The organism is Microbacterium luteum (assembly GCF_015277875.1).
GTDB lineage: Bacteria > Actinomycetota > Actinomycetes > Actinomycetales > Microbacteriaceae > Microbacterium > Microbacterium luteum.
In genome coordinates this window covers 870,205-892,403 of the sequence record NZ_CP063814.1, presented here as the reverse complement: position 1 = coordinate 892,403, position 22,199 = coordinate 870,205, and the positions used below count along the sequence as shown (strand labels likewise).

The 22,199-nt window shown below is 69.8% G+C and carries 20 protein-coding genes and 1 tRNA gene; 7 read left to right on the top strand and 14 right to left on the bottom strand.

The window, feature by feature from the left end; all coding sequences use genetic code 11:
• Positions 1-55: 55 nt before the first annotated feature.
• The 5 genes from IM777_RS04350 to IM777_RS04330 are packed head-to-tail and all read right to left on the bottom strand — an operon-like array spanning position 56 to position 2,974.
• Positions 56-373, bottom strand: a complete 318-nt coding sequence (locus tag IM777_RS04350) for an Rv3654c family TadE-like protein (RefSeq protein ID WP_071044424.1) — start codon at positions 371-373, stop codon at positions 56-58.
• Positions 373-726, bottom strand: coding sequence for a TadE family type IV pilus minor pilin (locus IM777_RS04345; RefSeq protein WP_194384794.1), 354 nt, complete (start codon positions 724-726; stop codon positions 373-375). The genes IM777_RS04350 and IM777_RS04345 overlap by 1 nt, the downstream gene beginning before the upstream one ends.
• Complete coding sequence (locus tag IM777_RS04340; protein WP_143003687.1) at positions 723-917, bottom strand: DUF4244 domain-containing protein; 195 nt, start codon at positions 915-917, stop codon at positions 723-725. The genes IM777_RS04345 and IM777_RS04340 overlap by 4 nt, the downstream gene beginning before the upstream one ends.
• 48 nt (positions 918-965) lie before the next feature.
• Positions 966-1,934 (bottom strand): type II secretion system F family protein, encoded by a 969-nt coding sequence (locus IM777_RS04335; protein ID WP_336510685.1) that lies wholly within the window; start codon positions 1,932-1,934, stop codon positions 966-968.
• Complete coding sequence (locus IM777_RS04330) at positions 1,919-2,974, bottom strand: TadA family conjugal transfer-associated ATPase (protein ID WP_194384793.1); 1,056 nt, start codon at positions 2,972-2,974, stop codon at positions 1,919-1,921. The genes IM777_RS04335 and IM777_RS04330 overlap by 16 nt, the downstream gene beginning before the upstream one ends.
• A gap of 403 nt (positions 2,975-3,377) precedes the next feature.
• On the opposite strand from IM777_RS04330, the gene acs reads away from it, so the two are divergent.
• Entirely contained in the window at positions 3,378-5,351 is a 1,974-nt protein-coding gene (gene acs, locus IM777_RS04325; RefSeq protein ID WP_194384792.1) for an acetate--CoA ligase, read from the top strand.
• Between the two features lie 35 nt (positions 5,352-5,386).
• Complete coding sequence (locus IM777_RS04320) at positions 5,387-5,962, top strand: uracil-DNA glycosylase family protein (RefSeq protein WP_194384791.1); 576 nt, start codon at positions 5,387-5,389, stop codon at positions 5,960-5,962.
• 197 nt (positions 5,963-6,159) lie between these two features.
• Here the strand turns inward: IM777_RS04320 and IM777_RS04315 are convergent, their stop codons facing one another.
• Both IM777_RS04315 and IM777_RS04310 read right to left on the bottom strand, forming a co-directional pair.
• Positions 6,160-6,627 carry a RidA family protein gene (locus IM777_RS04315; RefSeq protein ID WP_194384790.1) on the bottom strand — a complete coding sequence of 156 codons (468 nt, stop codon included), beginning with the start codon at positions 6,625-6,627 and terminating at the stop codon, positions 6,160-6,162.
• A complete protein-coding gene (locus tag IM777_RS04310; RefSeq protein ID WP_071044419.1) occupies positions 6,624-6,851 on the bottom strand; it encodes a Sp36 family protein in 228 nt (75 codons plus the stop codon). Before IM777_RS04310 ends, IM777_RS04315 begins: the two co-directional genes overlap by 4 nt.
• Before the next feature lie 86 nt (positions 6,852-6,937).
• Between IM777_RS04310 and IM777_RS04305 the strand changes: the two genes are divergently transcribed.
• From IM777_RS04305 to IM777_RS04285, 5 genes are all read left to right on the top strand, one after another.
• Positions 6,938-9,670 (top strand): transglycosylase domain-containing protein, encoded by a 2,733-nt coding sequence (locus IM777_RS04305; protein ID WP_194384789.1) that lies wholly within the window; start codon positions 6,938-6,940, stop codon positions 9,668-9,670.
• Positions 9,670-10,605 carry a metallophosphoesterase gene (locus IM777_RS04300; RefSeq protein ID WP_194384788.1) on the top strand — a complete coding sequence of 312 codons (936 nt, stop codon included), beginning with the start codon at positions 9,670-9,672 and terminating at the stop codon, positions 10,603-10,605. Before IM777_RS04305 ends, IM777_RS04300 begins: the two co-directional genes overlap by 1 nt.
• A gap of 96 nt (positions 10,606-10,701) precedes the next feature.
• Positions 10,702-13,161, top strand: coding sequence for a hypothetical protein (locus IM777_RS04295; RefSeq protein WP_194384787.1), 2,460 nt, complete (start codon positions 10,702-10,704; stop codon positions 13,159-13,161).
• A 69-nt stretch (positions 13,162-13,230) separates the two neighbouring features.
• Positions 13,231-13,304: transfer RNA gene (locus IM777_RS04290), tRNA-Pro, on the top strand.
• An 81-nt stretch (positions 13,305-13,385) separates the two neighbouring features.
• A complete protein-coding gene (locus IM777_RS04285) occupies positions 13,386-14,165 on the top strand; it encodes an HAD-IIB family hydrolase (RefSeq protein ID WP_194384786.1) in 780 nt (259 codons plus the stop codon).
• 136 nt (positions 14,166-14,301) lie between these two features.
• Here IM777_RS04285 and IM777_RS04280 read toward each other — a convergent pair whose 3' ends face one another.
• The 7 genes from IM777_RS04280 to IM777_RS04250 all read right to left on the bottom strand — a co-directional run bounded on the left by IM777_RS04280 (position 14,302) and on the right by IM777_RS04250 (position 22,146).
• On the bottom strand, positions 14,302-15,597 hold the full coding sequence (locus IM777_RS04280; protein WP_194384785.1) for an alpha-hydroxy acid oxidase: 1,296 nt from the start codon (positions 15,595-15,597) through the stop codon (positions 14,302-14,304).
• 28 nt (positions 15,598-15,625) lie between these two features.
• Positions 15,626-16,342 (bottom strand): FadR/GntR family transcriptional regulator, encoded by a 717-nt coding sequence (locus IM777_RS04275; RefSeq protein WP_194384784.1) that lies wholly within the window; start codon positions 16,340-16,342, stop codon positions 15,626-15,628.
• Positions 16,343-16,423: 81 nt separating this feature from the next.
• Positions 16,424-17,446, bottom strand: coding sequence for a UDP-glucose 4-epimerase GalE (gene galE / locus IM777_RS04270; RefSeq protein ID WP_071044412.1), 1,023 nt, complete (start codon positions 17,444-17,446; stop codon positions 16,424-16,426).
• A 35-nt stretch (positions 17,447-17,481) separates the two neighbouring features.
• Positions 17,482-18,138, bottom strand: a complete 657-nt coding sequence (locus IM777_RS04265; RefSeq protein WP_194384783.1) for a thymidine kinase — start codon at positions 18,136-18,138, stop codon at positions 17,482-17,484.
• Between the two features lie 61 nt (positions 18,139-18,199).
• Positions 18,200-19,672, bottom strand: a complete 1,473-nt coding sequence (locus IM777_RS04260; protein WP_194384782.1) for a malate:quinone oxidoreductase — start codon at positions 19,670-19,672, stop codon at positions 18,200-18,202.
• Positions 19,673-19,709: 37 nt separating this feature from the next.
• Positions 19,710-20,780: an aspartate-semialdehyde dehydrogenase gene (locus IM777_RS04255; RefSeq protein ID WP_194384781.1), complete on the bottom strand. Its 1,071-nt coding sequence runs from the start codon at positions 20,778-20,780 to the stop codon at positions 19,710-19,712.
• 79 nt (positions 20,781-20,859) lie between these two features.
• Positions 20,860-22,146 carry an aspartate kinase gene (locus tag IM777_RS04250; RefSeq protein WP_071044408.1) on the bottom strand — a complete coding sequence of 429 codons (1,287 nt, stop codon included), beginning with the start codon at positions 22,144-22,146 and terminating at the stop codon, positions 20,860-20,862.
• Positions 22,147-22,199 lie beyond the last annotated feature (53 nt).

Below are 22,199 nucleotides of genomic sequence, written 5' to 3'. Positions count from 1 at the left end.
TTCGTCGATGCACACCATACACACCGCCCGATTGCGTGTCGCTGAGAACCACCCGTCACGGCGGTGGGCCGGCTCGCGCCGACGCGTGGAAGGGCATCCCCGCGAATGTCGACGACAGCGTCACGGTCGCGATGAGCTCCGCGAGGTCGCACGATGCCACGGTGACGCCGTTCGCTTCGGCGACCTCCGCGGCTCGCTCGCAGGGCACCCCGGTCGCCGCACCCGAGGCGGCATCTGCGGCTGCGAGGGCCGCTGCGTCGGCGGCGCCGGCGAGTCGCTGGGCACCCCCGGAGGCCATGCCGACGACGGCGAGCGCTCCGATGAGGGTCGTTGCGGCACCGATCGCGCCGACCGTGGCTGCGGTGCCTGGCATCAGAGTCCGCCCGCCAGCGCGCAGCCTTCCGCCCGCAGGGTGATCGGCAGCGGCGCGGCGTCGATCGCAGCGCGTACGCAGACGAGATCGCCCCGCGCCGTGATCTCGACCGAGGCGCCGGGCACCGCCGAGGTGACGGCGCCGGCCGCGCGCCCGGGATCCTCCTCGCGGGCCGCCAGACGCGCCGCGTCCGCGACGGCATCCTGCAGGCGCACCTGCCGGGAGCCGGCGCTCAACGCGCCGACCCCCAGCGCGATCACCAGAACCAGGGCCGGCAGCGCGACGGCGAACTCGGCGGCGACGGCCCCGCGGTCGTCGGTCGGGAACCCGCCGCCGAGAACGCCGCGCCTCATTCGACCGTGAGGGCGCGGCGGACCAGGTCGGTGAGGATGCCGCGCACCTCGTCGGATCTCATGATGACCACCAGGAGTCCCGCGAAGGCGACGGCTGCCATGGTGGCGATCGCGTACTCGGCGGTCGCAGCCCCGCTGTCGTCAGCGAACAGACGTCGGGCTCGGGCAGTGGTGAGGGTCGGAAAGGACATCGGATACTCCATCTCTTGCGGTGGTTTCTTCGGGGCACGCTTGTCGGGTCAGGGCGGGGCGGATGGGAGATCGAGCGGCACGGCCCCGAGCACGCCGAGCATCATCGGGGCGACACCGAGCAGCAGGAACGCCGGCAGCGTGCACACCCCGAGCGGTACGAGAAGGCGCGAGGCGAGGTGGGCGGCGCGCAGGCGTCCGTCGACGCGGGCGCGATGTCGCGCGAGAGCCGCCGATGCGCGCAGCATCTCGACCGCGGGTACGCCCGCCCGACGGGAGAGTTCGAGTGCCGGCTCGGCGACGTCGCGCTCCTCGGCGCTTTCCGTGAGTGCCGAGGCCGAGGCGACGAGTGCCTGCGCGCGTGCGATCGACACCCCTCCGCTCAAGGCGATGGCGAACAGCTCCGCCCCCATGCCGGGGATGTGGGATGCGCCGCCGGCCTTACGCACGAGGACCGCGTTCCACCGGTGCGCCGCCAGGGTGAGCAGCAGACCGCCCACGAGACACACGGCGCCCAGGGGCGAGCGGGTGAGGGCGGCGAACGTGTCGAATCCGAAGGCCGCGGCCAGCACGACGCCGACCGCGGGAAGCCATCCCATCAGCCTCGCCGTCGCGCGAGGCTCCGCCAGGGCGACGCGCACGTCGTCGGCCGCCTCCTCGGCGTCGCGGAGGGCGACGGACAATCCGCGCAGGCTCGCGGCCAGCGGTGCTCCGACCGTCGTCGCGACGCGCCACGCGGCCGCCACATCACCCCATGCCGCCGCGCGCTCCGACGCCCCGGGGTCTCGGCGCCGATGCGGCGGTCCGGCCGCCGACGAGGCGATCGCCGTGGCCAGATCGCCTCCGTCGGAGACGGCGGCCATGACGCGGACCGCCGCGATGTCGCCGGCGGCCGCGAGCATCTCCCACGAGCGGGCGGGACCCACACCGGCCTGCAGCATGACCGCGAGCCGCAGCACCGTCCCCGCCGGATCGGCCCGGTCGGGCTCGACGCGACGGCGCATCAGGCGGGCGGCCACGTCAGTTCCTCCACGCGAAGACGACCCGACTCCTCGAGGGTCGGCCGGCCGACGGCCGCGATGCGCCGGGCGCCGTCGCCGGATCGGGCGACGTGGATCACGAGATGGACCGCGCTGACGGTCTGTCGAGCGAGAGTGCGATCGTCCCAGCCGGCGAGCGCGCCGAGGGCCTCGAGTCGGGCGGCGACCTCGGCGATGCCGTTCGCGTGCACCGTGCCCGCGCCGCCGTCGTGGCCGGTGTTCAGCGCCCCCAGCAGATCCCGCAGTTCCGCACCGCGCACCTCGCCGACCGCGAGACGATCCGGGCGCATGCGCAGCGCCTCGCGCACGAGCCGCGCAAGGTCGATCGCCCCGGCACCCTCGAGATTCGCCTGCCGCGCCTCCAGGCGCACGTGATGCGGATGCCCCACTCTCAGCTCGGCAACGTCCTCGACCGTGACGATGCGCTCCGTGTGCGCGGCCGCCGACAGCAGCGCGGCGAGCAGCGTCGTCTTGCCCGCACCCGCAGCCCCGGTGACGAGGATGTTCCGGCGCTCGCCCACGATCTTCTCCAGCCAGGCGCGAACGGGCGCGTCGAACATGCCCGAGCGCTCGAGCTCGTCGAGCCCCGGACGAGCCACGCGCGGGATCCGGATCGAGATCTCGGTTCCGGCGAGGGCGATCGGCGGAAGCACCGCATGAACCCGGATGCCCTCGGCGAGCCGCACGTCGATGCACGGGTGGGCGTCATCGATGTGCCGGTCCCCCGCTCCGATCAGCGCGATCGCGAGATTGCGCACCTCTTCCTCGGTCAGGCGCCAGCCCGGTTCGGGGCGCGCGCCGCCGCCACGGTCGACGTGCAGGCCGCGCGCGGCACTGACGAAGAGGTCGGTCACACTCGGGTCCTCGAGCACACGGTCGAACGGGCGCATCACCTCGGGCGAGGTCGCCTCGGCGCGCACGACCGGAGGCGTCGCCGCGACGGCGACAGAGGCACCCGGAGTCTCCACCGAAACAGGGCGCGGCTCGCCTCGACGAGCGACGACGAAAGGAGCGGCCATGCCCCGACGGTAGAGAGACCCTGAGCAGCGGAACGGCTCCGGCGACGCTGCGGTGGATGCCCGAGCGCGGGTAGCGGGATGTGGAGGAGGAGTCCCGGAAAGAGAGAAGGCGGCATCCCATGGGGGGAATGGGATGCCGCCGTGTGCGACCGCCCGGAGTTGGGGGGTGTCGGGGGTCGCGATGCCAGAATCGATGTTCGGCCGAGACGAGTGTACGTGGCCCGACGGGGCGGAAAGTGCCTTCTGAGCGCTTTCCTTCCGATATATCGGTGATGTTCTCGATATCTCCTGCGCGCGTTCTCGATACCTCCTCTCGGGGGTGGTCCGACGCGGCCCCGCTGGCTAGATTTGCTGCGACTCGGACGGCCGCATGCGCCGCCCGCACCGATGCGAAGGAGCCCCGATGAGCAGTCAGATCGACCACCTGCTGAGCGAGGATCGGCGATTCTCCCCCTCCCCCGCGTTCGCCGCCGCAGCCGTCGGCGACGCCGAGCTCTACGCGAGGGCGGAGGCCGACCGCCCGGCGTTCTGGGCCGAGCAGGCCCGCGACCTGCTCCACTGGCACACGCCGTTCACCACGACCCTCGACTGGTCGAATCCGCCGTTCGCGGAGTGGTTCGCCGACGGTGAGCTCAACGTCGCCTACAACTGCCTCGACCGCCACGTCGAAGCCGGCCACGGCGACCGGGTCGCCCTGCTCTGGGAGGGCGAGCCCGGCGATGAACGACGCGTGACCTACGCGGAGCTCACCGACGAGGTCAAGCGCGTCGCGAACGTGCTCACCGATCTCGGCGTCGGCCGGGGAGACCGCGTCGCGATCTATCTGCCGATGATCCCCGAGGCGATCGCCGCGATGCTCGCCGTCGCCCGCGTCGGCGCCATCCACTCGGTCGTCTTCGGCGGCTTCTCCGCCGACAGTCTGCGCGCACGCATCGACGATGCCGGCGCGAAGCTCGTGATCACCGCCGACGGCGGGTATCGCAAGGGAAAGGTGTCGGCCTTGAAACCTGCGGTCGACGCCGCCCTCGCCGACCGCAACGGCAGCGGTCCGCAAGAGACGGTCGAGCACGTGCTGGTGGTGCGCCGCGGCGGCAACGACGTCGAATGGAACGCCGAGCGCGACCTCTGGTGGCACGACGTCGTCCCCGCGGCCTCGGCCGACCATGAAGCGGAGGCCTTCCCCGCCGAGACGCCGCTGTTCATCCTCTACACCTCCGGCACCACCGGGAAGCCCAAGGGGATCCTGCACACATCGGGGGGCTACCTCACCCAGGCGGCCTTCACCAACCGGGTCGTGCACGACATCCATCCCGACACCGACGTCTACTGGTGCACCGCCGACATCGGATGGATCACCGGTCACTCGTACGTCACCTACGGCCCGCTCGCGAACGGCGCCACCCAGGTGCTGTACGAGGGCACGCCGGACACGCCGCATCCGGGGCGCTGGTGGGAGCTCGTCGAGAAGTACAGCGTCACGGTGCTCTACACCGCACCGACCGCCATCCGCTCGTTCATGAAGATCGGCCGCACCGTGCCGCAGTCGTTCGACCTGTCGAGTCTGCGTCTGCTCGGGTCGGTCGGTGAACCCATCAACCCCGAGGCGTGGATGTGGTACCGCGAGATCATCGGGTCGGGCCGCGCACCGATCGTGGACACCTGGTGGCAGACCGAGACGGGCGCGATCATGATCTCGGCCCTTCCCGGGGTCACCGAGGCCAAACCGGGATCGGCGCAGGTGCCCCTCCCGGGGATCGCGGTCGACGTCGTCGACGAGAGCGGTGAGCACGTGGGGAACGGCAACGGCGGCCTGCTCGTGGTCACCGAGCCGTGGCCGAGCATGCTGCGCGGCATCTGGGGCGATCCCGACAGGTTCGTCGAGACGTACTGGTCGAAGTTCGCCGATCGCGGGTTCTACTTCGCCGGCGACGGCGCGCGGCTCGACGACGACGGCGACGTCTGGCTGCTCGGCCGTGTCGACGACGTCATGAACGTCTCCGGGCATCGGCTGTCGACCGCGGAGATCGAGTCGGCTCTCGTCGCGCACGAAGCGACCGCCGAAGCCGCCGTCGTCGGGGCGTCGGATGAGACCACCGGGCAGGCGGTGGTGGCGTTCGTCATCCTCAAGCAGAGCTTCCTCGACGCCCACTCGGCCGAGGGTCTCGCCGAGACGCTGCGCCGCTGGGTCGGCGAGCAGATCGGTCCGATCGCCCGTCCGCGCGACATCTACATCGTGGCCGAGCTTCCGAAGACCCGGTCGGGCAAGATCATGAGGCGGCTGCTGCGCGACGTCGCCGAAGGACGCGAGGTCGGCGACACCACGACCCTCGCCGACACGATGGTGATGTCCACGATCCAGGCGAAGATCACGTCATAGCGACACCCGCGCGCTCCGCCCGGCAGACTGGGCCGATGAGCTCTCTCGACGCGTTGCGCGCCCGCGTCGCGGAGCATCCCTCCAACGCCTGGGCGCGCGAGCGCGGATGGGACCCGCTGATCGTCGGCACCGAGCGGGCGCGCGTGCTCATCCTCAGCCAGGCGCCGGGGCGACTCGCCCAGGCGTCCGGCATCGCCTTCGACGACCCCAGCGGACGCCTCCTGCGCAGCTGGATGGGAGTGACCGACGAGGAATTCTGGAACCCCGACCTCGTCGCGGTGCTGCCGATGGACGCCTACTTCCCGGGCAAGGGGACCAGCGGCGACAAGCCGCCGCGCCGAGACTTCGCCGACCGCTGGCACCCGATGTTCCTCGAGCGGTTCGCCGACGTGCGCCTGCGCATCGTCATCGGCGGCTACGCGCAGCGCCGCTATCTCGGGTCATCGGATGTGACCGCCAACGTGCGCGCAGCGGAGACGTTCCTGCCGATGTACCCCATCGTGCATCCATCGCCCCTCGCGCGCGGCTGGCGCACGCGGAACCCGTGGTTCGTCGAGGAGAAGGTTCCGCAGCTGCGCCTTCTCGTGCGTGACGCCATCGGCCGGGAGTGACGGGCGGCCGCGTTTCGTCTCGCTCCACCCGCTCAATGACCGTCCGTGGAGGCGACGTTTCGTCTCGCTCCGCTCGCTCAACGACCGTCAGTGGAGGGGACGTCTCGTTCGCTCCGCTCGCTCAACGACCGGAAAAGGCGACTGCGAGCGCCCCGGTCGTTGAGCGAGGAGCGCAGCGACGAGACGAAACGCGGGCCTCAGGCGAGGGTGAAGACGACCTCGACCTCGACCGGGCTGTCCAGCGGCAGAACCGGCACGCCGACGGCCGACCGGGCGTGGCGGCCCGACTCGCCGAAGATCTCCCCGAGCACGTCGCTCGCACCGTTGATGACGCCGGGCTGGCCGGTGAAATCGGGAACGGACGAGACGAAGCCGACCACCTTCAGCACGCCGCTCAGCCGGTCGACGTCTCCTGCCGCAGCCGCTGCGGCCGCGACGGCGTTCAGCGCGCACTGACGCGCGTAGACCTGGGCATCGGCGGCGGAGACGAGGCCCTCGCCGTCACCGACCTTGCCGGTCGCGGGCAGTGCGCCCCCGACGATGGGGAGCTGGCCTGCGGTGTAGACGAGGTCGCCGTGCACCTTCGCCGGCACATATGCGGCGACGGGCGGCACCACCTGCGGGAGCTCGATCCCCAGGTCCGCGAGACGCTCCGAGACACTCATGCCGCACCTCCGTCGAACTGGCGCGCGGCCTGCGCGGCCGCATCCAGCCCCGCCGTGTTCGCTGCGCCGTCGCCGCCGGAGGGACGCTTGAAGTAGCCGACCAGACCGCCCTCGGGACCGGGGACGACCTGCACGAGCTCCCAGCCCTGCTTGCCCCAGTTGTTCAAGATGGCGGCGGTGTTGTGGATCAGCAGGGGCGTGGTCATGTACTCCCACGTCGTCATCGAGGCTCCTCGGGGGTTCGGTGCGTTTGGCGGATCGGCGCCGGTCGTCAAGGGGTTCCCCAGCTACCTCCCCTACGATCAAGCCTATGCCTCAGAAGAATCGGACGGCTAGCGGTGCGCTCGGGGGGATCCTGGGACTCGTCGGCCTGAGCGCGGTCGCCGGTGTTCTCATCACCGCCACGGTCACGCCCGCCATCGCCGTGACCGGTGCCGCGGCGTCGAGCGCCATCACGATGTTCGACAAGCTGCCGAGCGTGCTGGAGATCGAGAAGCTCATGCTTCCCTCCACCATCTACTACAAGAACTCCGACGGGGACTACGTCGAGTTGACGCAGTTCTACGACCAGAACCGCGAGCCGGTGACGTACGACGAGGTCGCCCCGGTCATGTACGACGCGATCCTCTCCAGCGAAGACCCGCGCTACTACCAGCACGGCGGCGTCGACCTCATCGGCACCACGCGCGCTCTCCTCAGCAATGCGCAGGGCGGCGAGACGCAGGGTGGCTCCTCGATCAGCCAGCAGTACGTCAAGAACATCCTCATCCAGCAGTGCGAGAGCAACGCCGAGGGCGAGACGGCCGAAGAAGAGGCCGCCGCCAAGCTCGCCTGCTGGACCGAGGCGACCACCGCAGCCGGCGTCGAGGGCTACCAGCGCAAGCTGCAGGAGATGCGCTACGCCATCGCGCTGGAGCAGAAGTACTCGAAGAACGACATCCTGCTCGGTTACCTGAACATCGCCAACTTCGGCGGCACCAACTACGGCATCGAGGCCGCCGCGCGGTACTACTTCAATGTCAGTTCGTCCGATCTCAGCGTCGCCCAGGCCGCGACGCTCGCGGGCATCGTTCAGAACCCGAACACGTACCGCATCGACCAGCCCGGCGGCTCGACCACCAACAGCGAGGGCGCGCCACTGAACACCGCGCCCGACGGCGAGGTCAACGAGGGCGACGGCACGATCACCGCCCTCGACACGCTCCTGGCCGACGGCACGATCACCGAAGAGGAGTACCTCGCAGCCGCCGACGGCTACACCCTCACCAAGGGACGTCAGCTCTACGTGCTCAGCCGCATGCTCGACGACGGCAAGATCACGCAGGAGCAGTACGTCGAGGCGGCCAAGTCGCCCATCGAGCCGAACATCACCGTGCCGTCCTCCGGCTGTGCCGAGGCCGGCGGGTCGGCGTTCTTCTGCAAGTACGTGCAGGACGTCATCGCGAAGGATCCCGCCTTCGGCGAGACGCAGGATGAGCGCGACGCCGCCCTGCGCCGGGGTGGCCTGAACATCTACACCACGCTCGACATCGACCTGCAGCTCGCCGCCGAGCAGACCATGAACGAGACCGTGCCGCAGTCGATCGACGGCATGCAGCTCGGATCGACCACCGTGAGCATCGAGGCCGAGACCGGCCGCATCCTCTCGATCGCACAGAACAAGACGTTCAGCGAGCGGGCCGACGACGTCGGCGACCCGACGAAGACGTCTCTGGTCTACGCCGGCGACTCGACTTTTGGCTCGTCCAACGGCTTCTCTGCGGGTTCGACGTACAAGCTGTTCACCTTGATCGACTGGCTCGAAAACGGGAACTCTCTGAATGAGGTTCTCAACGGCCGAGTGCACGAAGTCACGCGTCTGCAGAACAGCTGCGTCGACGGTGGCTGGTGGATCGACAACAGCGCCGAGGCGATCAACAACTTCGCTAGGGACCCGGGTCGCGTGGGAACCCCCATGCAGTTCACCGCCGCGTCACTCAACTCCGGCTTCCTCGCAATGGCAGAGCAACTCGACCTGTGCGACATTCAGGCGGACGCAACCAAGATGGGCGTGGTCAACGCGAAGACCGGCCAGCCGGCGGAGGCCGACAACATGGGTGCCTTCTCGGTTCTTGGTGATCTCAACGTCTCACCGATTTCGGTCGCCGGCGCATATGCAACAGTCGCCAATGGTGGTGTCTATTGCGAGCCGCAGGCGATCGATCGGGTGACCGATTCCGACGGCAACGAGCTCGCCGTCCCGGAGCGGTCGTGTGAGCGCGTGCTGGAGGAGTCGGTCGCAGCGACCGCCGCCTACGCTCTTCAGGGCGTGATGAACGGCGGCACGGGAGCGCAGGGAAACCCGTACGACGGTATTCCCGTGATCGGCAAGACCGGAACGCACGAGACCTCGCAGACGTGGCTGGTCGAGTCGAGCACGAAGGTCGCAACCGCCGCCTGGGTCGGCAACATCGAGGGATTCGAAGACGTCTTCGACTATGGCGTCGCGTACTACCGCTACGCCCTGGGCAAGGGCGTGCAGACGGCCGCGAACGCGAAGTACGGCGGCGGCGAGTTCCCCGCTCCCGACCAGAACCTGCTGCGCACGGTCTACACCGACCTGCCGAACGTCGTGGGCATGTCGGTCGATCAGGCGACAGCCACCCTTCAGGAGGCGGGCTTCAGCGTGACCGTCGGCGAAGAGGTCGACTCGAGCGAAGCCGCAGGCACGATCGCCGAGCAGAGCCCCGGCGCCGGCCGCGTGGCCGGTGGCACGAACGTGACCATCCGCCCGTCCAACGGTCAAGGTGTGACGGTTCCGGATGTGTCGGGTCAATCGCTGCAGGATGCGGTCAGCTCGCTGCGGTCGGCAGGCTTCGGCAGTGTGCAGCCGGGCAGTTGCGAGGCCACCGGAAGCGGTGACGATGATGACGACAACGGCGGCGGAAACGACGGCGACAATGGCAACGGCGAGACGCAGGTGACCGGCACCAGCCCCGGGGCCGGTGAGCTCGTCAACCGCAGCGACACCATCTCGGTGAACTACCGCGCCGAGTCCTGCTAGTGGCGCGACGCGCCTGCCAGACCGCCCTCACCGCCCTCGCGGCAGTGGGGGCGGTCGGCGCGGGAGCCGCGGTCTGGGGCGTCGGCATCGAGCGGTACCTGTTCACCGTCCGTCGCCACACGCTCGCGGTACTGCCCGCCGGAAGCCGCGCACTGCGGGTGCTGCACGTCTCCGACGCCCACATGGCGCCGTGGCAGCATCGCAAGCAGGAGTGGATGGCGACGCTCGCCGACCTCGAACCCGATCTCGTCGTCAACACCGGCGACAACCTCGGCCACGCCGAGGGCCTCGCCGGCATCCGTCGCGCCTTCGATCCGCTTCGGGGCATCCCGGGGGTGTTCGTGCACGGATCGAACGACGTCAGCGCACCCTCGCCGCGCAACCCGTTCCGGTACTTCCTCGGCCCCAGCCGCACGAAGCACCGCGAGGTGGCGCTGGACACCGACGCCCTCGACTCCTACCTGCGCGACGAGCTCGGGTGGATGGACCTCAACAACGCCGCCGGCAGCCTCGCCGTCGGCGGTCTGCGCCTCGACGCCTTCGGCGTCAGCGACGCCCACCGCGGCTGGGAGCGGCTGGATGCGCTGCCGGGGGCGCTCGAGACCCTCGGCGACCGGTCGGAGGCGGCCCTCACCCTCGGCGTCACGCACGCCCCGTACCGACACGTGCTGGACGCGTTCGTCGATCTCGGCGCAGGCACCCTGTGGGCCGGTCACACGCACGGCGGCCAGGTGCGCATCCCCGGCTCGGCGTCGGCGCTCGTGGCCAACTGCGACATCCCGCTCGATCAGGCACGCGGCCTCAGCAGCTGGGCACGCGCCGGCCGCGACGTGCCCCTCAACGTCAGCGCGGGCATCGGCCACTCGATCTTCGCGCCGGTGCGGTTCGGATGCCGCCCCGAGGCATCGCTGGTTACCCTTACCGCACGCGCCTGACCCACTTCCCCTCCACAGCACGCCATCGGCGGTGGCCCGTCCACAAGCGTGGAGAACGCCGCCGCTCCGGCACGGGCGCACCCGCACGATCGGAGCATGAAGCGCGCCCTCCTCCTTGTCGGGATCCTGATCGCCGTCGTCTCCGGCGGCTTCGTCATCGCGTCGTGGCTGGCGCCCTCCACATCGCAAGCGGCCGAAGCGGGGGCCGGCTTCGGCACGTGGGCGCCCACGTCGCAGTACGGCTGGCACGGCTCCATGCGCGTGGGCGACGTCGACACCTACTGCATCCGGCCCGGCCTCGCCGCCCCCACCGGTCCCACGACCGATCACGGGGTGCGCAGCGACGCCGCCGGGCTCAGCGCGAAGCAGCTCACCGCCATCAACCACCTCGTGACCACCTACGGTCAGACCGACGATCCGGTGCAGGCGGCGAGTGTCGGATGGGCGGTGAAGGCCATCGCGGACTGGGACGAGACGCTCCACGCGTTCGGCTACCGCGGCGACAGTCTCGCCGGCGCAGTGAACTGGACCTTCTCGGCCCTCGCGCCGGAGCACAACAAGCGCGTGCAGGAACTCGCGACCTCGTACTACGCCGAGGCCACCGCGCTCTCGGCGGGTGCCGCCAAGGGATCCGGCCGCCTCGTGTTCACCACCGACCCCGATGACGTGCTCCTCGGCACGGTCACCGCACAGGTGGACGGTGCCGGTGGGACCGGCCGTATCGATCTGACCGGCGCCGAGTTCACGTCCGGCGGGACGACACTCGAGAAGGCCCGCGCGGGCGAGACGTATGAGATCCGCGTCGTCCCGTCGGCCGAGGGGGGAAGCGTCACCGTGAGCGGTGTCGGCGCCTTCCCGGCGGCCCCGCTGGCCGCGGTGCGATACTTCACGACCCCGGGCGGCCAGGACACGGCCGGGCCCGCGGGTGCGTCCCCGATCGAGGTCGAAGGAGCGGACGAGCATCCGCGGGACATCGAGTTCGCACCGACGATCACCACACAGGTCGCCGAGCGCTACGTCGCAGACGGCGTCTTCGTCGACGAGGTGTCGTTCTCGGTCGGGGCGGGTATCTGGCCGCGGGACGAGGACGGCGCCTACCTGCCGGTGAGCGCGTCGGCGGACCTGTACCGCAGCGATGTCGAGCCGAACCCGGGCGATCCCGCTCCCGGCGATCCGGTCGCCGCCCTCGCTCTGACGACGGACCCCTCCGGCGGACCGACGATCACCTATCGCGTCGAGGGGTCCGAGCCCCTCACGGCGCCGGGCTTCTACACCGCCGTCTGGCGCATCCGGGCGGAGGACCAATCCGCCCCCGTGCGCGAACGTCTGGCGGAGGGCTACGTGTGGCAGGAGGAGTACGGGGTGCGCAGTCAGACCGTGATGGTGCCGGCGGTGTCCTCTCTGGCGGAGTCCGACCTCACGGTGGGCGAGACCATGAGCGACGATGTGATCGTCGCGGCGCCGGTCCCCCGTGACGGGCTCTCGGTGAGCACCGCGGTCTTCCGCGCCGTCGACGGCGTCGCCGCCGAGGACGCCTGCACTGAAGAAAACCTCGTCTGGGCATCGGATGCCGAGCACGTCCTCGAGCCGGGCACGACCACCTTCACGGCACCGATCGTTCCCGACTTCGGCACGTACTACTGGCAGGAGACGACCGTCGATGCCGAGGGTGCGCTCGTTCACCTCGGACGCTGCGGCATCCCCGAGGAGACCGGGGCGGCTGTCCCGCCGACCGTCGTCACCCGCGCGCAGCCCACCGCCGGCTTCGGCGCCGCGATCGTCGACACCGCGACGGTGTCGGGCCCCGTTCCCACCACGGGCGCAACCTCCCTCGTCTTCCGCCTCTACCTCGCCCGCGAGGGCGTGGAGCCGGCGAACGCATGCACCGACGACGCCCTCCTCGCCGTCACCGAGCCCGTCGCCGTCACCGCCGAAGGCGACCACACCTCGCCCGCGGTCCCGACGGACGCGTCGGGGACGTACTACTGGGTCGAGGAGCTGCGGTGGCAGCCGGAAGGAGGCGAAGAACGCGTGCTCTCGACGGGGGCGTGTGGAATCGAAGAGGAGACCACCGTGGTCGAACGGCCCGCTGTCACCACCCGCGCGACACCGCGCGCGGCGACCGGTGAGGAGTTCACCGACGTCGCCACCGTCACCGGCCTCGACGTGGCGGCCGACGCCGAGCTGGTCTTCTTCGCCTACCGGCACGCCACCGGCGACGAGCCGGACTGCACCGACCTGCTCACCGAGACCAGCCCCGTACCGGTCTCGGGCAGCGGCGAGTACACGTCGCCATCGGTCGTGTCGGAGACATCCGGCACGGTGCAGTGGGTCGCACAGCTGCAGTACCGGCCCACGTCGTCGGACGGGGAACCGATCGTGCTGCACCGCGGCGAATGCGGCGAAGAGGGCGAGGCGACCATCGTCGACGACCTCGCCGCGACCGGTGCCGATGCGGCCGTCGCGGGTGCGCCGGTTCAGGTGTGGGCCGCAGCGGGGATCGGCCTCGTCTCCCTCGGTCTCGCCGCCCTCGGCCTGCGCGCGCGACGCTCCTGAGCCCGCGCCACGAGTGCCGTCCCGATTGGGAGCACGGCACGAAGCAGGGTAGACTCGTCGGGTTGCCACCGGGGTGTGGCGCAGCTTGGTAGCGCGCTTCGTTCGGGACGAAGAGGCCGCAGGTTCAAATCCTGTCACCCCGACCGCAGAGAGGCTCCACCTTCGGGTGGGGCCTTTCCTGTAGGGGCGTGCGCGGCATGCCTCGAGTGCGGTGAACATCGACGATGTGGAGAATCGTGCCCGACAGCATCCGACTGGTCGCCTTCGACCTCGACGACACCCTCGCCCCCTCGAAGAGCGCCATCGACCCGCGCATCGGCGACCTGCTGATCGCGCTCGCCGAACGCGTCGAGGTCGCCGTGATCTCCGGCGGACAGCTCACGCAGTTCCGCCGTCAGGTCGTCGAACGCCTGCCGGAGGCCGACCCGCAGACGCTCGAGCACCTGCACCTGCTGCCCACCTGCGGCACCCAGTACTACCGCCTCCGCGACGGCGACGTGCAGACCGTCTACGCACACAGCCTGACCGCCGACGAGAAGACCCGCGCCCTCGCCGCCGTCGAAGAAGAGGCTCGCCGCCTCGGTCTCTGGGAGAGCGAGACCTGGGGGCCCATCCTCGAAGACCGCGGCTCGCAGATCACCTTCTCCGCGCTCGGGCAGACGGCGCCGCTCGAAGCCAAAAAGGCCTGGGATCCCACCGGCGAAAAGAAGAACGCGCTGCGTCAGGCCGTCGCCGACCGCATCCCCGACCTCGAGGTGCGCTCGGGCGGCTCGACCTCGGTGGACATCACCCACCGCGGGATCGACAAGGCGTACGGAATGCGCCGGCTCTCGGAGCAGACGGGCATCAGCCTGGACGACATGCTCTTCATCGGCGACCGCCTCGACCCCGACGGGAACGACTACCCGGTGCTCGCCATGGGCGTGGCCTGCCAGGCCGTGGACGGGTGGGAGGAGACCGCCGAGGTGCTCGACGCTCTCATCCCCACCCTTCCCTCGCGCTGACAGACGGCCCACCGGGCCCGCCAAGGGCCGCCGCGCGTGTTCGCAACTCCGCAAGAACCGCGCCGCGGAGCGCCGAACTCGCCCAACGGGGCCGCCACGGGCACGGTCTTGAGGAGTTGCGAACGGGCGGGCGGGGTCAAGCCTTCGCGCCGGCCTTCGACGCCGTCGACCGCGTGCGGGGTGCGGTCCGGGCTCCCGGAGCGGCGATCGGGGTCATGCGCTGCAGCTGCGTGACATGACGCGGCTCGAGTTCCTCCAGCGACGAGACGCCGAGGAGGGCCATGGTGCGCGTGAGTTCGGTGCGCAGGATGTCGATCGTCTTGTCGACGCCGGCGCGCCCGCCGGCCATCAGGCCGTAGAGGTACGCGCGGCCGATGAGGGTGAACTTCGCCCCCAGCGCGATCGATGCGACGATGTCCGCGCCGTTCATGATGCCCGTGTCGACCATGATCGTGGCGTCCTTGCCGACCTCGCGCACCACCTGCGGGAGCAGGTGGAACGGTACGGGTGCGCGGTCCAGCTGACGGCCACCGTGGTTGGAGAGCACGATGCCGTCGACCCCGAGGTCGATGAGCTTCTTGGAGTCGGCGACGTTCTGCACACCCTTGATGACGATCTTCCCCGGCCACATCTGCCGGATGATCTCGAGATCCTCGTAGCTGATCGTCGGATCCATCGCGGCGTTGAGCAGTTCGCCGACCGTTCCCCCTGTCGTCGACAGCGACGCGAACTCCAGCTTGGGGGTGGTGAGGAAGTCGATCCACCACCATGGGCGCGGGATGGCGTTGAGGATGGTGCCGACCGTCAGCTGCGGGGGGATCGAGAATCCGTTGCGCTTGTCTCGCAGTCGCGCGCCGGCGATGGGCGTGTCGACCGTGAACATGAGCGTGTCGAAGCCTGCTTCGGCGGCTCGGCGCACGAGGCCGTACGAGATGTCGCGGTCGCGCATGACGTAGAGCTGGAACCAGTTGCGCCCGGTGGGGTTGGCGGCCTTGACGTCTTCGATCGAGGTCGTGCCGAGCGTCGACAGCGTGAACGGGATGCCGGCGGCTCCGGCAGCACCCGCCCCGGCCGTCTCGCCCTCCGTCTGCATGAGACGCGTGAAGCCGGTCGGCGCGATGCCGAACGGCAGCGCGCTCGGTCCCCCGAGCACCTCGGTCGAGGTGTCGACGTGCTCGGCGGGGCGCAGCACGTCAGGATGGAACTCGATGTCCTCGAACGCCTGACGCGCTCGCGCCAGCGACAGCTCCCCCTCGGCGGCACCGTCGGTGTAGTCGTAAGCGGCCTTCGGCGTGCGCCTCTTGGCGATGCGCTGCAGGTCGTAGATCGTGAGGGCACCCTCGAGACGACGCCGGGTGGGATTCAGCTCGGGCTTCTTGAACTGCATGAGTTCGAGGAGCTCGGCGGGCTTGGGCAGCTGACGCTGGACCATGGTTTCCTTTTCCTTCTGCGATGGACGATCAGCGGGACAGCCCCGCGTGGGCGTAGTAGCCGGAGATGTGCTCGTTGACGAGACGGCGGGCGCGAGCGGGGTCGCCGTCGTCGACGGCCGCGAGGATCTCGGCGTGCTCGTCGCGCAGGCGCGCCGCCGTCGCATCCCAGTCGTCGATGTTGTCGGCGCCCCGGCGAACGTAGGACTCGATGGATGTGCGGAGCCCGGCCATCATCGCGGAGATCACGACGTTGCCCGATGCCTCGGCCAGGCTCAGGTGCAGCTGCGCGTCGAGCGCGAGGAACTCCCCCGGCGTCAGATCGGTCGCCGCCATCGCCGCCATCACGCGGCGGGACTCCCGGATGCTCCGATCCGGGTCCCGCGCGAGCGTGTCGACGACGGCTTCCTCGAGCGCGAGCCGCGTGCGCACGACGTCGTGGAGGGGGAAGCCCTGTGCGGCGACCTGCAGTCTCAGGAGGGCCTGCATGCCGCCCGTCGGGGCGGCGACGATGATCGCGCCCGATGCCGGGCCCGATCCGGTGCCGGTGCGGATGAGTCCCATGACCTCGAGCACGCGAAGCGCCTCGCGCACGCTCGAGCGGCCGACGCCGAGGCTCCCGGCGAGCTCCCGCTCGGCGGGGAGCCGGTCCCCCGGCCCGAGGCGCCCTTCGAGCAGATCGTTCTCGATCTTCTCGAGCACGACCTGCCACGCACGCGACGGTGCAGGCGTCGACGGTTCCGCCATGAAACGTTTTCCTTCCGTGGTCTGACCATCGTACACACTGTGGTCAGACCACGGAAGCCGTCTGCCGAGGCGGCGCGGTGACTACTCGGCGGTCGCGTATCCCTGCGGGTTCTGCGACTGCCAGGTCCAATAGTCGCGCGACGCCTCGTCGATGCCGAATCGCGCCTTCCACCCGAGCTCGCGTTCCGCCTTCGCCGGGTCGCAGTAGGTCGCCGCGACGTCACCGGGGCGGCGGTCCAGGATCTGGGTGGGGAGCTTGCGCCCGACGGCCTTCTCGAAGGAGGAGATCAGCTCGAGCACGCTCACGGGCCGACCCGTGCCGAGGTTGTACACCGCGTATCCCGGTGCGGCCTTCTCGAGCGCGGAGACGTGCCCGTCGGCGAGATCGACGACGTGGATGTAGTCGCGGAGTCCCGTTCCGTCGGGGGTGTCGTAGTCATCGCCGAAGACGCCGATGCGCTCAAGTGCTCCGATGGCGACACGCGAGACGTACGGCATGAGGTTGTTCGGGATGCCGGTGGGGTCCTCGCCGATCAGGCCGCTCGTGTGCGCGCCCACCGGGTTGAAGTACCGCAGCACCGTGACATTGACGTCGGGGTTCACGCGCGCGACATCCGCCAGCACGACCTCGTTCATGCGCTTGGACTTGCTGTAGGCGTTCGAGAGGTCGACGCTCGTGGTCGACTCCTCGGTGAACGGCAGGTCGGCGGGGTCGGAGTAGACGGTTCCGGTGCTCGAGAAGACGAAGGAGCGGATGCCGTGTGCGAGGCCGACGCGCAGCAGCGCGAAGGTGGTGTCGAGGTTGTTGGCGTAGTACTCCAGCGGCTTCTGGGTCGACTCCCCGACCGCCTTGAAGGCGGCGAAGTGGATGATGGCGTCGATCGGGCCGTGGTCGGCGAACGCGCTCTCGACGACCTCGTCGTCGGCGGCGTTCCCGACCACGAGCGGGGCGCTCTTGCCGGTGATCCGCTCGACGCGCTGCGCCGCGACGGCGCTCGTGCCCGACAGGTCGTCGAGCAGCACGACCTCGTGTCCGGCGTCGAGCAGGGAGACGGCGGTGTGCGCGCCGATGTAGCCGGCCCCGCCGGCAAGGAGTACTCGCATGCCTCCAGACTAGCCAGCACCGCCCCGGCGGGCGATCAGCGTCCGTCCAGCCGTCCGCCCGACTCACCCAGGTAGCACTCCGCGCACATCGACTCGTAGGTCACGCGGTCCGCCGTCAGCTCGTCAATCGCGACCTGGTCGCCGTCGAAGACGAACCTCCCGCCCACCAGGCGCGCGTTGAAAAGCGCCTTCCGTCCGCAGCGGCAGATGGTCTTCAGCTCCTCGAGACTGTGCGCCAGCTCCATGAGGCGTCGCGAGCCGGGGAACGCCTCGGTGCGGAAATCGGTGCGGATGCCGTAGGCGAGAACCGGGATGCGGTCGAGGACGACGATCCGCATCAGATCGTCGACCTGAGCCGGGGTGAGGAATTGCGCCTCGTCGAGCAGCAGGCACGCCACGTCGGCGCGCCGCGGTGGGTCTTCATCGGGGAGCAGACTCTCCCGCGCCTCCGCCTGAACGCGCGCGCGATGCTCGGCGAACAGAGCGCGCAGGTCCTCATCGGGACGGATCAGGAAGTCGACCGGCCGCGTGACGCCGAGACGGCTCGAGACGCGATCGGCGTCTTTGGTGTCGATGGCAGGCTTGGCCAGCAGCACGCGCTGACCGCGCTCCTCGTAGTTGTACGCCGCCTGAAGCAGGGCGGTGGACTTGCCGGAGTTCATCGCCCCGTAGCGGAAGTAGAGCTTCGCCACGACTCCTCCTCCTACCGGCGTCCGACCGTGCCCGTCGCTGCGGACATGCCCGCTGCGCGGATCATCGCTGGATGGCGAGAACCCGGGCGGTCGTGTCCAGCACCGCGTCCGCCGCCTCCGGGCGGGGGTTGAGCGTCTCGCCGTAGCTCGGGATGAGCTCTCGCAGCCGCGGCTCCCACTCCGACACGCGGTCGGGGAAGCAGGTCTTCAGCAGCCCGAGCATGATGGACACCGCCGTCGAGGCGCCGGGCGAGGCTCCCAGAAGACCGGCGATCGACCCGTCCGCGCTCGTGACGACCTCGGTGCCGAACTGCAGCACGCCGAGCTTCTTGGGGTCCTTCTTCATCACCTGGGCGCGCTGGCCGGCGTCGAGCAGCTCCCAGTCCTCGTCTTTGGCTGTGGGCATGAAATCACGCAGGCTCGCCACCTTCTGCGCGTGATTCTTCAGCAGCTCGCTCACGAGGTACTTGATGAGGCCGGGGTTGTCGATCGCGACCTTGAGCATCGGCAGGATGTTGCCGGGACGCACCTGCGCGAACAGATCGAACCAGCGTCCGTTCTTGAGGAACTTCGGGCTGAAGGTCGCGAAGGGGCCGAACAGCAGCGAGGTCTCACCGTCCACGACGCGGGTGTCCAGGTGCGGGACGGACATGGGGGGTGCGCCGACGGAGGCCTGCGAGTACACCTTCGCCCGGTGGCGGGCGACGATCGCCGGATTCGACGTCTTCAGCCACTGACCGCCGATCGGGAACACGCCGTAGCCGGAGATCTCGGGAATGCGCGAGGACTGCAGCAGCTTGATCGCCCAGCCGCCCGCGCCGACGAAGACGAACTTCGCATCGCTCGTGCCGGGGGTGCGGCCGATGGTGTCCCGCCAATGGATGCGCCACGAGCCGTCGCCGCGACGCTTGACCTTGCGCACTTCGCGGTTGGTGATCACCTCGACACCCCGCTCGCGGAGCGCGGCGAACATCTGGCGCGTGAGCGCCCCGAAGTCGACGTCGGTTCCGGCGGGGACGCGCGTGGCCGCGAACGGCTCACCGGCGCGACGCTTGTCCATCAGCAGCGGCGCCCACTGATTGATGACGCGGGAGTCCTCGCTGTACTCGATCCCGGCGAACAGCGGCTGGTCCTTCAGCGCCTCGTAGCGCTTCTTGAGGTAGGCCACGTCCTTCTCGCCGCGCACGAAGGTCATGTGCGGCGTCGCATTGATGAACGTCGAGGGGGCGTCGAGCACTCCGGCGTCGACGAGGGATGTCCAGAACTGCCGGCTCTGCTGGAACTGCTCGTTGATCGAGATGGCCTTGGCGGGGTCGACGGTGCCGTCCTTCGCCTCGGGCATGTAGTTCAGCTCGCACAGCGCAGCGTGACCCGTGCCGGCGTTGTTCCAGGCGTTCGAACTCTCCTCGGCGACATCGCTCAGCCGTTCGTAGACGACGATCTTCCAGTCGGGCTGCAGTTCGGAGATGAGCGTGCCCAGGGTGGCACTCATGATGCCACCACCGATCAGCACGACGTCGGCGGGTTCGGTCACCCGTCGATTCTAGGCGCGCGGGCGGAAAGCGCCGAACTCACGCCGTGACGCCGCGACGGGCCGCGACGACCTCGGCGATCTGCACGGCGTTCAGCGCCGCCCCCTTGCGCAGGTTGTCGTTGCTGATGAACAGCACGAGACCGCGGCCTTCGGGGGCGGACTGATCCTGCCGGATGCGGCCGACGAAGCTCGGGTCCTGACCGGCAGCCTGCAGCGGGGTCGGAACCTCTTCCAGACGCACCCCGGGAGCATCCGCCAGCACCTCGCGGGCCCGCTCGGGCGTGATGTCGCGGGCGAACTCGGCGTTGATCGACAGCGAGTGGCCGGTGAAGACCGGCACGCGCACGCACGTTCCCGCGACGCGGAGGTCGGGGAGCTCGAGGATCTTGCGGCTCTCGTTGCGGAGCTTCTTCTCCTCGTCGGTCTCGTTCAGGCCGTCGTCGACGACGGATCCGGCGAGCGGGATGACGTCGAACGCGATCGGCGCGACGTACTTCTCCGGCTGCGGGAAGTCCACGGCTGAACCGTCGTGCACGAGGCGGAGGGTGTCCCCCTGCGAGAGAACGCCTTCGATCTGACCGAGAAGCTCCTGTGCCCCCGCGAGACCCGATCCGGAAACGGCCTGGTAGGTGCTGACGATCAGTCGTTCCAGACCCGCCTCGGCGTGCAGGGCCTTCAGCAACGGCATGGCGGCCATCGTGGTGCAGTTCGGGTTCGCCACGATGCCCTTGACCGCATCGTCGATCGCGTGCGGGTTGACCTCGCTGACGACCAGCGGCACCTCGGGGTCCATGCGCCACGCACTGGAGTTGTCGATCACGAGCGCACCGGCCTCGGCGAACCGCGGCGCGTGCGCACGACTTCCGGTGGCTCCGGCGGAGAAGAGCGCGATGTCGACACCGGCGGGGTCCGCGGTCGCGATGTCTTCGACCACGATGCTCTGGCCGGCGAAGTTGATCGCCTGACCGGCCGAACGCGCGGTGGCGAACAGGCGCAGCTCACGGATGGGGAACGCCCGCTCGGCGAGGATCTCGCGCATCACGGTTCCCACCTGGCCGGTGGCGCCGACGACGGCGACGGAGAGTCCGGAATCGGAGATACGGGTCATGACGGTTCCTCGGTTCGGGTCGAGCTCGGGGAGCGGGAGGGCCGGACGCATCCGGCCGGAACGGGTGGAAGGGCCGAGTTTAGCGGCCGGTGCCGGCGTAGACGGTCGCGTCGGCGTCGCCGTCGAGGCCGTAGGCGGTGTGGACGACGCGTGCCGCATCCGCGAGATCGTCCCCGCGCAGCACGACCGAGATGCGGATCTCGGAGGTCGAGATCATCTCGATGTTGATGCCCGCGGTGCTCAGTGCCTCGAAGAGGGTCGCCGAGACGCCCGAGTGCGTGCGCATCCCGGCGCCGACGACCGAGAGCTTTCCGATCTGATCGTCGTGCACCAGGCTCGCGAAGCCGATGTCGTCCTGCTCTCCGGCGAGGGCCTTGATCGCCGTGGCGGCGTCGGGCTTGGGAAGGGTGAAGGAGATGTCGGTGCGACCGGTCGATGCGGCGGAGACGTTCTGCACGATCATGTCGACGTTCGCACCGGACTTCGCGACGATCTTGAAGATCTCCGCCGCCTTGCCGGGCACATCGGGCACGCCGATGACGGTGATCTTGGCTTGACCGAGGTCGGTGGCGACTCCGGCGACGATCGGCTCTTCCATGGTCTCTCCCTCTTCGCCGTCGGGAACGGTCATCCCCGGACCCAGAACGTAGGTTCCCACGCCCGAGCTGAACGTGGAGCGGGCGTGGATGAGCACGCCGTGACGACGCGCGTACTCGACCGCGCGGATGTACAGCACCTTCGCGCCGTTGGCGGCGAGCTCCAGCATCTCCTCGGCGCCGACGACGGACAGCTTCCTGGCCTTGGGCACCACGCGAGGGTCGGCGGTGAAGATCCCGTCGACGTCGCTGTAGATCTCGCACATGTCGGCGTCGAGGGCCGCCGCCAGGGCCACCGCGGTCGTGTCCGAGCCACCGCGCCCGAGGGTCGTGATGTCGCGGGTGTCGCGGTTGAAACCCTGGAACCCGGCGACGATCACGATCGCCCCGTCATCGAGCGCCTCGCGCAGGCGGATGGGGGTGACGTCGACGATCCGCGCCGAGCCGTGGTCGGCCGTGGTGATCATGCCGGCCTGGCTGCCGGTGAAGGAGCGCGCCTCGAAGCCCATCGAGTGGATGGCCATCGCCAGCAGCGCCATCGAGATGCGCTCACCGCTGGAGAGCAGCATGTCCATCTCGCGCGGCGCCGGGATGGGCGCCACCTGCCCGGCGAGGTCGATGAGCTCGTCGGTGGTGTCACCCATGGCGCTCACGGCGACGACGACGTCGTCACCGGCACGACGGGCATCCACGATGCGCTTGGCGACTCGCTTGATGCTCTCCGCGTCGGCGACGGACGAACCGCCGTACTTCTGGACGATCAGCGCCACGTTGGATCTCCCGGGTTGCGCGGGCACGAAGAATGGGTCGGACGAAGGCACGC